This window comes from Lacrimispora struthionigena (assembly GCF_048627165.1).
GTDB lineage: Bacteria > Bacillota > Clostridia > Lachnospirales > Lachnospiraceae > Lacrimispora.
In genome coordinates this window covers 2,186,413-2,198,988 of sequence record NZ_JBMBWP010000002.1, presented here as the reverse complement: position 1 = coordinate 2,198,988, position 12,576 = coordinate 2,186,413, and the positions used below count along the sequence as shown (strand labels likewise).

The 12,576-nt window shown below is 40.8% G+C and carries 12 protein-coding genes; 10 read left to right on the top strand and 2 right to left on the bottom strand.

Annotated elements, in window-relative coordinates; genetic code table 11:
• The first annotated feature begins 67 nt into the window (after positions 1-67).
• The 7 genes from ACOAOT_RS19240 to ACOAOT_RS19210 all read left to right on the top strand — a co-directional run bounded on the left by ACOAOT_RS19240 (position 68) and on the right by ACOAOT_RS19210 (position 5,221).
• The gene (locus ACOAOT_RS19240; protein WP_420218445.1) at positions 68-589 is read left to right on the top strand and encodes a nitroreductase family protein; all 522 of its coding nucleotides are present in this window, start codon (positions 68-70) and stop codon (positions 587-589) included.
• Between the two features lie 37 nt (positions 590-626).
• On the top strand, positions 627-1,184 hold the full coding sequence (locus tag ACOAOT_RS19235; protein ID WP_420218444.1) for a uridine kinase family protein: 558 nt from the start codon (positions 627-629) through the stop codon (positions 1,182-1,184).
• Positions 1,185-1,225: 41 nt separating this feature from the next.
• Positions 1,226-1,756, top strand: coding sequence for a YcxB family protein (locus ACOAOT_RS19230; protein ID WP_420218443.1), 531 nt, complete (start codon positions 1,226-1,228; stop codon positions 1,754-1,756).
• A 112-nt stretch (positions 1,757-1,868) separates the two neighbouring features.
• Positions 1,869-2,882 (top strand): cobalt transporter CbiM, encoded by a 1,014-nt coding sequence (cbiM, locus tag ACOAOT_RS19225; RefSeq protein ID WP_420218442.1) that lies wholly within the window; start codon positions 1,869-1,871, stop codon positions 2,880-2,882.
• Positions 2,863-3,687 (top strand): energy-coupling factor transporter transmembrane component T, encoded by an 825-nt coding sequence (locus ACOAOT_RS19220; protein ID WP_420218441.1) that lies wholly within the window; start codon positions 2,863-2,865, stop codon positions 3,685-3,687. The genes cbiM and ACOAOT_RS19220 overlap by 20 nt, the downstream gene beginning before the upstream one ends.
• A 1-nt stretch (position 3,688) precedes the next feature.
• The gene (locus ACOAOT_RS19215; protein WP_420218440.1) at positions 3,689-4,438 is read left to right on the top strand and encodes an energy-coupling factor ABC transporter ATP-binding protein; all 750 of its coding nucleotides are present in this window, start codon (positions 3,689-3,691) and stop codon (positions 4,436-4,438) included.
• 87 nt (positions 4,439-4,525) lie between these two features.
• The gene (locus ACOAOT_RS19210; RefSeq protein WP_420218439.1) at positions 4,526-5,221 is read left to right on the top strand and encodes a hypothetical protein; all 696 of its coding nucleotides are present in this window, start codon (positions 4,526-4,528) and stop codon (positions 5,219-5,221) included.
• An 85-nt stretch (positions 5,222-5,306) separates the two neighbouring features.
• Here the strand turns inward: ACOAOT_RS19210 and ACOAOT_RS19205 are convergent, their stop codons facing one another.
• On the bottom strand, positions 5,307-6,194 hold the full coding sequence (locus tag ACOAOT_RS19205) for an N-acetylmuramidase domain-containing protein (RefSeq protein WP_420218438.1): 888 nt from the start codon (positions 6,192-6,194) through the stop codon (positions 5,307-5,309).
• A 228-nt stretch (positions 6,195-6,422) separates the two neighbouring features.
• Between ACOAOT_RS19205 and ACOAOT_RS19200 the strand changes: the two genes are divergently transcribed.
• The 3 genes from ACOAOT_RS19200 to ACOAOT_RS19190 all read left to right on the top strand — a co-directional run bounded on the left by ACOAOT_RS19200 (position 6,423) and on the right by ACOAOT_RS19190 (position 11,498).
• Positions 6,423-7,877: a glycoside hydrolase family 43 protein gene (locus ACOAOT_RS19200; protein ID WP_420218437.1), complete on the top strand. Its 1,455-nt coding sequence runs from the start codon at positions 6,423-6,425 to the stop codon at positions 7,875-7,877.
• An 11-nt stretch (positions 7,878-7,888) separates the two neighbouring features.
• Positions 7,889-10,711: a glucuronoarabinoxylan endo-1,4-beta-xylanase XynC gene (gene xynC / locus ACOAOT_RS19195; RefSeq protein ID WP_420218436.1), complete on the top strand. Its 2,823-nt coding sequence runs from the start codon at positions 7,889-7,891 to the stop codon at positions 10,709-10,711.
• A 154-nt stretch (positions 10,712-10,865) separates the two neighbouring features.
• The gene (locus ACOAOT_RS19190) at positions 10,866-11,498 is read left to right on the top strand and encodes a hypothetical protein (RefSeq protein ID WP_420218435.1); all 633 of its coding nucleotides are present in this window, start codon (positions 10,866-10,868) and stop codon (positions 11,496-11,498) included.
• A gap of 126 nt (positions 11,499-11,624) precedes the next feature.
• On the opposite strand, the gene ACOAOT_RS19185 is transcribed toward ACOAOT_RS19190, so the two are convergent.
• Positions 11,625-12,455 (bottom strand): class I SAM-dependent methyltransferase, encoded by an 831-nt coding sequence (locus ACOAOT_RS19185; protein ID WP_420218434.1) that lies wholly within the window; start codon positions 12,453-12,455, stop codon positions 11,625-11,627.
• Positions 12,456-12,576: the final 121 nt, after the last annotated feature.

Below are 12,576 nucleotides of genomic sequence, written 5' to 3'. Positions count from 1 at the left end.
AAATGATTGTTTTTATTTTATTTCGTTATATAATGTAATTATCTATGTTTAAATGGGAGGTAAAATTATGTTATTGGATATTTTAAAATCCAGAAGAAGCATCAGGAAGTTTCAAAACAAAGAGATTGAACAGGAAAAGATTGATACCATTTTAAAAAGTGCGCTGCTTGCCCCCTCATCCCGCTCCATAAGACCCTGGGAGTTTGTAGCTGTCACCAATAAAGAAATAATAAACCAGCTTTCACAAAGCAGGGATCCTGGTTCGGGGTTTTTGGCAGGAGCGCCTCTTGCAGTTGCGGTGATTGCGAATCATACACTTAGTGACGTCTGGATTGAAGATGTGTCCATAGCTGCGACAATAATTCAGTTAACAGCCCAGGACTTAGGACTTGGCTCGTGTTGGATTCAGGTGAGAGAAAGATTTCATAAAGAGCAGGAAACAGCGGGAGATTATATCAGGGAAGTTCTGGGAATACCCGTACAGTACCGTGTTGAATGCCTGATTGCCATTGGTTATCCTGCTGAAGAGAAGAAACCGTACGAGGAAGATATGCTCAAGCTTGAAAAGCTGCATTTTGACAAATTTTAATCTGCTTGGAAAATATTTTGCTGGAGGATTGAATGATATGAAAAAGGTGTTTGCTGTAGGGATTGCAGGCGGCAGTGCAAGTGGTAAATCATCTTTGTGTGACAGGCTTGAGAAACAGCTTGAGAATTATAATAAAAAAGTAATCCATATGGATGATTATTTTAAGCCTGAAGAGGAAAGGCCTTACAGCAAATCACCTGTAATGGAAACCATGTATGTAGATGATAATCATCCGGAAACCATTGATTTGAAGCAGCTACATAATGATTTAAAGGAAGCATTGTACGGTGATTACGATTTAATTATTATTGAAGGTTTGCTGGTTTTATGGGACGAAGAGATCCTTTCTGCTCTAGATTTAAAATTGTTTGTGGATTGCAGAGCAGATGAGAGAATCGTCAGGCGTCTTCGCAGAAACATGAACTGGGGGCTTACTTTTGACGAAATTACCAATGTTTATCTTGATCTGGTGAGATACCGTCATGAAGAATATGTGGAGCCAACAAAGTGGAGAGCAGATATGATATTAAATGGATCAAAACCGTCTCAGCTTGCTGAAGAAGGTATTTTAGAACTGATAAAGAAACATATTTAGAAACTAAAGATTTTATTAGGAATTGGAAGCTGGGGGATAAGTTGGACACTATATTTAAGAGTGAATTTATTATGACGTTGGAAAGGTATTTACATTTTTGTAACAATCCTGTTGGTGAGGAAGCAAAAAGAAAGTTCCGGGCATGGAAAAGCAGAAATATTTTATTTTTTATTTTATCATTACTTTGTGCGTTGATATTTGTGTTATTGAAAGAATGGGTGGGATGTTGCCTGGCCCTCGGTCTTGGTGCAGGTTTTATTTATAAGTTCTTTTATCAGTATAACAGAGTAAATAAAAAGTTTTATAATTGTATGCAAAAGTCGCTGGATTCGGCTGAATGGATCAGATCCACAACATTTTCTGATGTTATGAAAGTAAAAGAAGGAAATACAGAAAGTGTTTATGAATATTCTTACATTAAAAGAATAACAGAAGACAATGAATACTATTATTTATGGCACAATTCTGATTTAGTTTTCCGAATTCCACAAGACAGCTTTGTGATCGGAGACAAAAAGGATTTTAAAAATTTTATTGCAGACAGAATTTATGAAAGCAGGGTCACAAGTTAACATAAAAATTAAAAAATATAAATTTATATCCTCCACCGGGGCTTGTTGAGATCAAATAACGTTTTATAATTGTACTTAGCAGAAAGTAGAATTATGAAAGGTTGGTAAGAACATGCATATTCCAGACAATTATTTAAGTCCGTCAACCTGTGCCGCTATGGGGGCTGCCATGGTTCCTGTTTGGACAAAGGCAATCAGGAAGGTGAAGGAAGAGATTCCTAAAGCAAAAATACCCCTGCTTGGTGTGGGAGCAGCGTTTTCATTTCTTCTTATGATGTTTAATGTACCGCTTCCAGGTGGAACAACAGGGCATGCTGTAGGCGGTACGCTGCTGGCTATTTTGATGGGGCCTTACGCCGCCTGCATCAGCGTTACGGTTGCTCTCTTTATTCAGGCGCTGTTATTTGGAGACGGTGGTATTCTTGCTTTTGGGGCGAATTGTTTTAATATGGCATTTGTTCTGCCGTTTTTTGGATATTATATTTATAAACTGATTAAAGATCATGTCAGGTCAGAAAAAGGGGAATACCTGGGTATTATTCTGGGCTCCTATGCCGGTATTAATATAGCTGCACTCTGTGCCGCCATAGAATTTGGGATTCAGCCTCTTTTATTTAAAGATGGTGCAGGTCAGGCACTTTATTGTCCTTACCCCCTCTCTGTTTCCATACCTGCCATGCTGATTCCTCATCTGCTGGTTGCAGGAATTGTGGAAGCTGTTTTTACGGTCGCAATTGTGATTTACATAAAAAAGGTCTCTCCAGGTACATTTTATAAGGGTGCCAAAGAAAAGACGAGAGCTGTTTACGGTCTGGTAGCCGGGCTTATCTGCTTTACTCCCCTTGGTCTTCTGGCGACAGGAACCGCGTGGGGAGAGTGGGGAGCAGATGAAATTAAGGAGGTAGTATCTGGGGGGAATGTACTGGGATTTGTTCCTCACGGTATGAAGGAAGGTTTTAATTTTAGTGCTGTTATGCCAGATTATGCAGTGAGCGGCCTGCCGGAAGTAGCAGGATATCTATTGTCTGCAGTTGCTGGTGTGGCAATCATGATTATTTTCTTTAAGATACTTGGTAATATGAAAAAAGACAAGGCTGGAAACAACGTTGGATCATACAGAAATTAAAGTAAATGATATGCCGGAATGGCTTTTAAAAAACGAAAACTACATACCGTCAGCCGATAAGGATACTTTTGTTAACAAAAGTATCCTGTCTGTATTTAAGGTGTTATCCAGAATAAAAAAACAGGATTCACCAGGGGAAACAGCTTTTCAAATAAATGTACCTCTTCAGGTTTTTGGCACACTCGTTTTAATTTTACTGGTTTCACTCACAAGAAGCTTTGTATTTGTTATAATTGTAAATGTCTGGTTATTGGCAGTCTTAAGCATTACGGACACAACGCGTATGATTGTAATCTTGAAGCTAAGTATGGGTATTACTTTTTTTACGGCTATTATCATGCTGCCGGCATTTGTTTTGGGTAATACCTATAGCAGTATCATGATCACGACAAAGGTGTTTGCTACAATCACTGCCATGGGTCTGCTTTCTCATTCCACAAAGTGGAGTGCACTGACTCAGGCACTGAAACGATTTTATTTACCTGATATTTTTATATTCATACTTGATATTACAATCAAATATATTTATATGCTGGGTGAATTCTCGTTAAATATGCTTTATGCATTAAAGCTTCGGTCTGTGGGAAAGAACCGCAGCAAGTACTCGTCAATGGCAGGAATTGCAGGAACTGTATTTCTTCAGTCCAAAGAAATGGCCGAGGATATGTATCATGCCATGGAATGCAGAGGATTTACGGGAGAATATCATTTAAATGATAAGTCAAAGTTTAAATGGCAGGATTACCTCTATATTGGAATAATTGCTGTTTTTTTCACTTTATTTATTTACTTTGGAAGGGTGTAACATGATTGAACTAAAGGATGTCTGTTTTTCATATTCGGATATGATTGCATTGGATCACATTAATCTCAGCATAAAAACAGGGGAAGCAATTGCGTTAATGGGGGCGAATGGCTGTGGCAAGTCTACTCTGTTAAAGCTATTAAATGGAATTATTTCTCCAGACTCTGGAAGCTATGGGTTTCATGGGGAAGAAGTCACTCATAAAAAACTTCAGGATGAAAAATTTTCAAAGCTTCTTCATCAAAAAATTGGATTCGTATTTCAGAATTCCGATACGCAGCTGTTTTGTTCCAGTGTCTATGATGAAGTGGCGTTCGGGCCAAGGCAGATGGGCGTTGAAGAATCAGAGGTGGAACATCGGGTAAATGATTGTCTTGCTTTGCTGGGGATACAGGAATTCCGTAATAGAATACCATATCACTTAAGCGGAGGAGAAAAGCGGAAAGTTGCGATTGCCTGCGTGCTGTCATTAAATCCTGAGGTTCTTGTTCTTGATGAACCAATGAACGGACTTGATCCCAAGACGCAGAGATGGCTTGTGGATTTTCTGAAGAAGTTAAACAAAGCGGGGAAGACTTTAATAACTTCCACTCATAATCTTGAGCTTGTGCATGAAATATCCAATAGGGCTGTTCTCTTTGGAGAATCCCATACCATTGTGGCAGATATGGTGACCGAAAAGCTGTTAACGGATGTGGAGCTGTTAAAAAGGGTAAATCTTGTGGATTCGTGTTATCAATACAAGGTGTAGTCTTCAATTTAGCTGGAAAGACTTGATTAGTTGATTAGCCAAAGATATAATAAGGTATTGATTAATAATAGTTTAAGGGGAAAACGTATGAAAAGAAAGGTGATTTTAATTGCCGCGGCAATACTGACTTTAAGTATAACCGCGGGCTGTCAGAATCAAAAGGCTGAGAACCTCCCTAAGGAGTCAGAAGCTACCAGTGGTATTGATATTAAAAATGAAACAGGAAACCAATCTAAAGACCAAGTTGTAAGCAATTCAGAAAAAGAGGAGACAGAAACAGAAACAGAAACAGCATCATCCGGTAATGACGATTCGTCCGGTTTAGATGTAAAGCTTGATGAAAACCGGATTATACTTGAGCAGTCCTTTCATGCTGAACTGGGCGACTGGGGAGATGTACGGTTTGTGTCATACGCTCCTGCAGCTGGTTCGGATTTTGAAGATGTATCATTTTACCTGATGAAAAATGATAAGGTGGTTTTTGCATTCCCCTATTATGGTGAGAATAATAAAACGGATCAATATGCCGGGCTTTTTGACAGTGTGGAGTCGGTGGCGTTTCATGATGTAAATGGGGATAATATAAAGGATGTAATTGTTATTATTAACTACATTACCGGTGCCGGTCCCCAGGGGATGGAGCCCCGTCCCAAAGCCAGAATATTCCTCGCGGACAAAAAGGGCTTTATTCTGGCGAAGGATATGACAGATGATGTAAATGATCATATTGAAGAAAAAGATATGAGCATGGGGCATATTTACGATTATCTGAAAAACAAATAATTTCTGATTGCTTATATGGCTTACTTAAACAAGCGCCCCAGGTGTTCATAGGACACTGGGAGCGCTTGTTTTTATATACATGGGATTATGCTTTTGCGTAATCGGCTGCATTTGTTTTAAGCTTAGGACCATAGGTGGCGCCATCTCCATTGTAGATTGCTCCCATCTTATTAAAATCCCGTGACTGGCAGGCTTTTAGCAGAGAACCGTTGCTGTACTTTGCAATAAAGGTACAAAAGCCTTTCATCTGGTTGTCTTCGCTGATGCTAAAGTCATTAAACATAGCCTTTGGTGAACTAAAACCTGTAACCTCATAGTTAAAGCCCATAATCTGGGGAAGTCCCATACTAATGGAATAGTAAGCGTAGTATTCGTTAATTCCAATTGCAAGATTAAATGCATCGTACTCACTGGCCTGATTTCCGGTGTGGGTTTTATTCCATGTTCCATTTTTGTAATAATAATGTACTTTATCCTCAACTTTAAAGGTCTTGGAGGCGTTTGAAACATTCTTTAAGAAAATATGGTTTTCAAAACGGATTAATAGTTTTCCGCCGGTAAAACCTGATCCGGAAGATTCGGTGAGGATAAAGCCCCCTAACACATCTTCTCCGATGGAGTACTTAGAAGCAAAGGAAGAGATAATTGATCCAAATTTCTTTTTAAGGTTTTTTGCGGCTGCGCTGGCTCCGGAACTGCCGCCAGAGGTGGCCTGATCAAGAGCGGTGAGAGTAGCTTTTCCAGCCTTTCCGTCTACACTAAGACTTTTGGAACTCTGAAAACTTTTAACTGCAGTATCGGTTCCATTGCCAAATTTACCATCTGGAGTACCGCAGTTGTGCCCCGCTGTATTTAATTTCCCCTGCATTGTCTTAACTCCTGCACTGTAACGAAGCTTATCATCTTTCATGTAATATCCGGTACCAGCAAGTACCTGAGTGTATGTATATCTAGAGTTATCATAATCTGCCATAATCGTATCTCCTTTTATTTTTTTGAATTTGCAAATTCAGTAATAAAAAAGAAGATATCAGTCATATTTGTAAACTTTAAACGTTTATTAAATAATAAATTATTTTTTGGTTTACAAATCTCTCCCTCCATTCTTTTTAACAGTTAGATTTGCAGATCAATTGCTTCTCCGTCTATGCCGGCTAAGGGGGGCCATTTGAAATTTTAAAATTCCAGGAGGAAATAAAAGATGAATAAAACAATTGCAAAATCAGTAGGCAATTCCAACCCTCTGATCGATCACCACTTAGGAGCAGATCCGTTTGCCCTGACTTACAATGGAAGAGTTTATATCTATATGTCCAGCGACAATTATGAGTACAACGCAGATGGATCAATCAAAGAAAACAGTTTTAATAATTTAAAGAGTGTTTTTGTAATATCGTCAGAAGATATGGTTAACTGGACCGATCATGGAGCCATTCCGGTAGCAGGTGCAAACGGTGCTAACGCAGGGCAGGGAATTGCAAAATGGGCAGGCGGCTCCTGGGCACCGGCAGCTGCGGTGAAAAATATCAATGGCAAGGACAAATTTTTCCTTTATTTCGCCAATGGTGGAAACGGCATCGGCGTATTGACGGCAGACAGTCCCATTGGTCCATGGAGTGATCCCCTGGGCAGAGCGCTGGTATCAGGCAATACACCAGGTATCTCCGGTGTGGTATGGCTCTTTGATCCGGCTGTCTTTGTAGACAGTGACGGAACCGGATATCTGTACTGCGGCGGCGGAATCCCGGGAGGCCAGAATCCGTCACAGTCCCAGGTGGCAAATCCAAAGACTGCCAGAGTTCTTAAGCTGGGGCAGGACATGATCAGTATTGTAGGAAGCGCTTCCACCATTGATGCTCCTTTTATGTTTGAAGATTCAGGAATTCACAAGTATAACGGGGTTTATTACTACTCTTACTGCATTAATTTTTCCGGCTCTCACCCAGGAAGCGTTCCTAAAGGAGAAATCGGATATATGACCAGCAACAGTCCAATGGGACCATTTACCTACAGAGGTCATTTCTTAAAGAATCCGGGCAACTTTTTCGGAGGCGGAGGCAATAACCATCATTGTGTTTTCCAGTTTAAGAATCAGTGGTACGTGGTTTATCATACTCAGACCGTGAGTCTTGCATTATATGGTTCCGGTAAAGGTTACCGTTCTCCTCACATTAACCAGTTGTTCCATAACAGCGATGGAACCATTGGTGAGGTTGCAGCAAACTATGCAGGAGTGGGTCAGCTTTCCAATTTAAATCCATATAAGCGGGTGGAAGCGGAAACCATTGGCTGGAACGGCAGAATTTTAACAGAAAAGAGTGCTGCTTCAGGAGGTCCTGTATACAATCAGGATGTGACAGGAATTCAGAACGGAGACTGGATTGGTGTAGGAAATGCAGATTTTGGTTCCACAGGTGCCAAACGCTTTAAGGCTAACGTTGCATCAACTTCAGGAGGTAAGATTGAAGTACGTCTGGACAGCGAAACCGGTAAGCTGGTGGGTACTCTTACTGTACCAAATACCGGAGGCATGCAAAACTGGAGAGAAGTAGAAACAACAATTAACGGTGCTACGGGAGTACATAAATTGTTCTTTGCGTTTACCGGAAACGGCAGCGGAAACTTATTTAACTTTGACTATTGGCAGTTTTCGTAAAGGGGATCTATATGGATAATAGTATAAATGAAACAATAAAAGCATCCTGGCAGTCTGACAATGGAAATGGTACTTACACCAATCCGATTTTAAATGCGGATTATCCTGACATTGCAGCAATTCGGGTTGGAAAAGACTTTTATATGGTCAGCTCTACGTTTGTGTCCTTTCCCTCCATTCCAATCATGCATTCAAGAGATCTGGTAAACTGGGAAATAATCGGATATGTGACTGCAGATTTAAGCGGAACCGGGAAATCCTATACCCTCACTAACAATTTTGAGGATTATGGGCATGGCTGCTGGGCACCTACCATTGCTTACCGTAACGGTGTTTATTATGTGGGTATTTATCAGGCACAGGGCAAATTTATTCTGTGTACTTCCACCAATCCGGCGGGGCCTTATACGAAAACAGTGTTTAATCAGGGATTTCATGATCCGGCGCTGTTTCTTGATGACGATGGAACCGGATATATTATTTCAGAAGCAAATGATGTGAAAATCAGTAAACTGAGCGGGGACTATAAGTCTGTGGTAAACAGCAGAGTATCCACCCGCATTGAAGGAATCACCGGCAAGTATCTGGTGGAAGGCACTCATGTTATAAAAAAGAACGGTTATTACTACATATTCCGGAATTCTACACCACCGGAATCCTATACTTATTGTCTGCGGTCTAAAAATATTTACGGGCCTTATGAAATGAGAATCCTTTTAAATGGACCCAGGATACCGGGCGGCAGCCAGATTCATCAGGGAGGTCCCATTGATACCCCGACCGGGGAGTGGTGGTTCTATGTATTTCAGGATGGAAACGGCTTAGGACGTCGTGATATTCTGGTACCCATGCAGTGGCAGAATGACTGGCCGGTGCTGGGCGATCCGTCTACCATTAAGAATGTGACAATCGGAGGAAAGAGCTACCCTATGGGAAGTGTTCCCATTACGTACAGAAAACCAGATGTGGGGGCTTCTTATCCGGTAGTATCGATTCCTGACAGTGATGAATTTAATACCACTGTTCTGGGAGTTCAGTGGCAGTGGAACCATTATCCGGACAACAGCAAATGGTCACTGAGCGAGCGCCCTGGATATTTACGGCTTCGGGCAAAACAGGCCAATAATCTGTGGAGAGCAACCAATACGCTTACCCAGAGAGTTCAGGGACCTGACTGTCAGGGAACCATTGAGCTGGATACTGCCAATATGGCAGATGGGGATCAGGCAGGACTTTGTCTGTTAAACATTCCTTATGGCTCCATTGGTGTGGTGAAATCTGCAGGTGTGAAAAAGATCGTTGCCAATATCAACGCTAAGGAAGATGCTCAGGGAGTGATTACCAATGGTCCTGAACTTCGCAGTAATATTGTGTACTTACGGGCCAATGCAAATCTTCTTACAGATAAGGCAGTCTTTTCTTACAGTACAGACAATGTGAATTTCACGCAGCTGGGAGGACAGCTGAATATGCCGTTTGACCTTGGATTCTTCCAGGGTGATAAGTTTGGTATCTACAACTTTAATACAGCATCAGGTGGTGGATACGTTGATGTAAACTGGTTCCGATTTGTCTCTTCAAATAAAAAAACATCAGGTACTATGGAGGCATCCGTTGCAGAAGATATGCTGGAAACAAGTATGGCGGTATCCGCGTCAGGCGGAGATGCAGCAATTAATCTGGCAGCACAAAAGCAGCTGATCCGGGGGTATGGAGGAATCAACCACCCTGCATGGATTGGCGATCTGACGGCGGCTCAGAGAGAGACTGCATTTGGAAACGGAACTAACCAGCTGGGATTTAGTATTTTAAGAATTTATATTGATGAAAATAAGAACAACTGGAGCAGGGAACTGGCGACGGCGAAAAAGGCAAAGGAAAAGGGAGCCTTACTATTTGCTTCTCCATGGAATCCGCCCAGTGATATGGCAGAGACATTCACCCGCGACGGTGTAGCAAATCAGAAGCGGCTCAGGTATGATAAGTACGGTGCCTATGCCCAGCATCTCAATGATTTTGTCACCTTTATGAAGAACAATGGAGTGGAGCTTTACGCCATATCCGTTCAGAATGAGCCTGATTATGCACATACCTGGACCTGGTGGACTCCTTCTGAAATGCTGAACTTCATGAAAAATTATGCGGGATCCATTAACTGCAAAGTCATTGCACCGGAATCATTTTCTTATATGAAGAACATGTCAGATCCCATATTAAATGATTCACAGGCTCTTGCGAATATGGATATTCTTGGAGCACATCTTTATGGTACACCGGAGAGCAGCTTCTCGTATCCGCTTTTCAAGCAGAAGGGGGCAAATAAGGAGCTTTGGATGACGGAGGTATATTATCCAAACAGCAATAATAATTCCGCTGATTTATGGCCGGAAGCACTTGAAGTTTCCTATCACATTCACAATGCTATGGTTTTAGGTGATTTCCAGGCTTACGTATGGTGGTATATCCGAAGACAGTATGGTCCCATGAAAGAAGACGGAACAATCAGCAAACGTGGCTATAATATGGCACATTTCTCCAAATTTGTCAGACCTGGCTATGTGAGGGTAGACGCTACCGCGAATCCGTCAAATGGTGTTTATATTTCCGCTTACAAGGGAGATAATAAGGCAGTGATTGTAGCAATTAATAAGAATACATCTGCTGTCAGTCAGAAATTTACTTTCCAGAACGGAACCGGAGGTTCGGTATCCTCCTGGATCACAGACGGAAGCAGAAATCTTGCAGCAGGATCAAGCTACCGTGTATCCGGTAATTCCTTCACTGCCCAGCTTCCAGCCAGAAGTGTAACAACTTTCGTAACCAGTTTAAGCTAAGCAGGTGTATAAAAAACAAATGAGGCAGGGTGCTCTGACAGTCAGTCAGGGTGCCCTGTTTCATCGGCTAAATTATTAAGTATTTTGATTTGTATTTACGGGCTGGGAAACTGGTATTATAATACGCTTATAATGAAAATGAGAGAGGAGAAAGATGAAGAAAGAATTACCCTATTTCAGTATTGGAGATTCATTCGGGGGAAATCAGGACTGGTTCCGGGATCCGATGATGCATTTAGGCGGCTGCGGAGCCGCAGCTGCATGTGATGTCTGCATTAATCTGGCGCTCCATCACAATAAAACTCATCTGTATCCATCTGATATCCAGGAACTTGACAAGGAAGCTTACATTAGGTTTTCCAGCACGATGAAGCCGTATCTGAGACCACGCTTTGGGGGGATTGATACGTTGGAAGTGTTTATGGATGGATTTAATCAATATTTAGAATATGTAAATGAGAAGAAGATACAGCTGTCCGGCTGTCCTGGGGATACTCCTGCAAAGGAAGCAGCAGCTAAAGTAAAAGATCAGATTGACCGGGGAATTCCCATCCCTTTTTTACAGCTTCGCCATAAGAATGTAAACTTTAAGGATCTGGTGTGGCATTGGTTTATGCTGGTGGGATATGAAGAATTTGAGGATGAATTTTATGTAAAAATTGCTACCTACGGTGGATTTCGCTGGCTTTCCTTCTATGAATTGTGGGAGACAGGATATAATCGTAAGGGTGGAATGGTGTTACTGCGGTATTTAGGAATATCCGGAATAGAAAAACTGCCGGTTTAAAATTTCATTGCCCGCCTCTTAGAGTCAGAACAGAGGCGGGCAACTGCTTTTATGAGTTTAAGAAATGCTGAGAATCTGGTAGTTGGAAATCCTGTAGGATTCAATGCAAATAACGATTAGAAAATCCTACTTAGTAAAAACCCCACAAATAGTCTCGCCTGTATCAGAAAATTCCTGTCCAGCAATATCACCATAAAATTCAAATGTATTGAAACCTACGGGCTTAATTTCTGATATCAGTTTTTCCTTAGTAAAATAATGATCCCATATATTATAACAATTTATCGTATCTTTGGTTAATACAATTGACTGCACTAATTCTGTATTGTCTTCATCATCATATTGATAAACAGAATTTAAGCAAATATGGGGATTTTCGTTCCAAAATCCACTCTCTTCACAGTTATACCATGTATGGTTTTCCGCTTTTCTCATAAGAGGTGTAAACACATCAAATATGAACTTACCGTTGGGTTTTAATGCCTGATATACTTTACTCAATAGAATCAGTCTATCGGTGATTGATAACGTGGCATAATCACAATAAATCAATGTGATTACATCAAACTGTTCAGTATCATCTATTGTCAGATAGTTTTGGTAAAAGTATTGAATATTACTTTTGTTAAGTAACGTTTGTTCTTGTGCATACTCGATGGAACGTTTTGAAAAGTCAATACCAGTTACTGTATAACCTGCCTTGCGAAAACGTTCTGCATAAATTCCAGGTCCACAACCTAAATCCAGTAATTGTTGAAATTGTGCAGGCGGGGCTATAGAAGTAATCCACCTTACAGATTTATCAACAAAATCATGTTTCCGGGTTGCCGCATTCCAATCAGGGTTAAGATGTGCTTCCAGCATTCCTTTTGATATATGCTCATCATCCCAGAATTTACCTGTACTTGGTGCATAAAGCTTTGGCTTTTTTGAGTAATCGCTTAATTGGTTGAACATAATTTCCTCCGTTTTAAGAGGGCTAAATTATTGTCACCCTCCTTTTATTGTTGCTAAATATTATCATTTTTTCGAAATTCATAATTATCAACTCCCTTCAAAATTATTACTCTAATTATAG

Excerpts from the sequence above, each read along its gene's own strand:
- ACOAOT_RS19210 (WP_420218439.1), top strand. The coding sequence starts at position 4,526 with ATGAAAAGAAAGGTGATTTTAATTGCCGCGGCAATACTGACTTTAAGT.
- ACOAOT_RS19190 (WP_420218435.1), top strand. The coding sequence starts at position 10,866 with ATGAAGAAAGAATTACCCTATTTCAGTATTGGAGATTCATTCGGGGGA.
- ACOAOT_RS19185 (WP_420218434.1), bottom strand. The coding sequence starts at position 12,455 with ATGTTCAACCAATTAAGCGATTACTCAAAAAAGCCAAAGCTTTATGCA.
- cbiM (WP_420218442.1), top strand. The coding sequence starts at position 1,869 with ATGCATATTCCAGACAATTATTTAAGTCCGTCAACCTGTGCCGCTATG.
- ACOAOT_RS19235 (WP_420218444.1), top strand. The coding sequence starts at position 627 with ATGAAAAAGGTGTTTGCTGTAGGGATTGCAGGCGGCAGTGCAAGTGGT.
- xynC (WP_420218436.1), top strand. The coding sequence starts at position 7,889 with ATGGATAATAGTATAAATGAAACAATAAAAGCATCCTGGCAGTCTGAC.
- ACOAOT_RS19240 (WP_420218445.1), top strand. The coding sequence starts at position 68 with ATGTTATTGGATATTTTAAAATCCAGAAGAAGCATCAGGAAGTTTCAA.
- ACOAOT_RS19200 (WP_420218437.1), top strand. The coding sequence starts at position 6,423 with ATGAATAAAACAATTGCAAAATCAGTAGGCAATTCCAACCCTCTGATC.
- ACOAOT_RS19205 (WP_420218438.1), bottom strand. The coding sequence starts at position 6,194 with ATGGCAGATTATGATAACTCTAGATATACATACACTCAGGTACTTGCT.
- ACOAOT_RS19215 (WP_420218440.1), top strand. The coding sequence starts at position 3,689 with ATGATTGAACTAAAGGATGTCTGTTTTTCATATTCGGATATGATTGCA.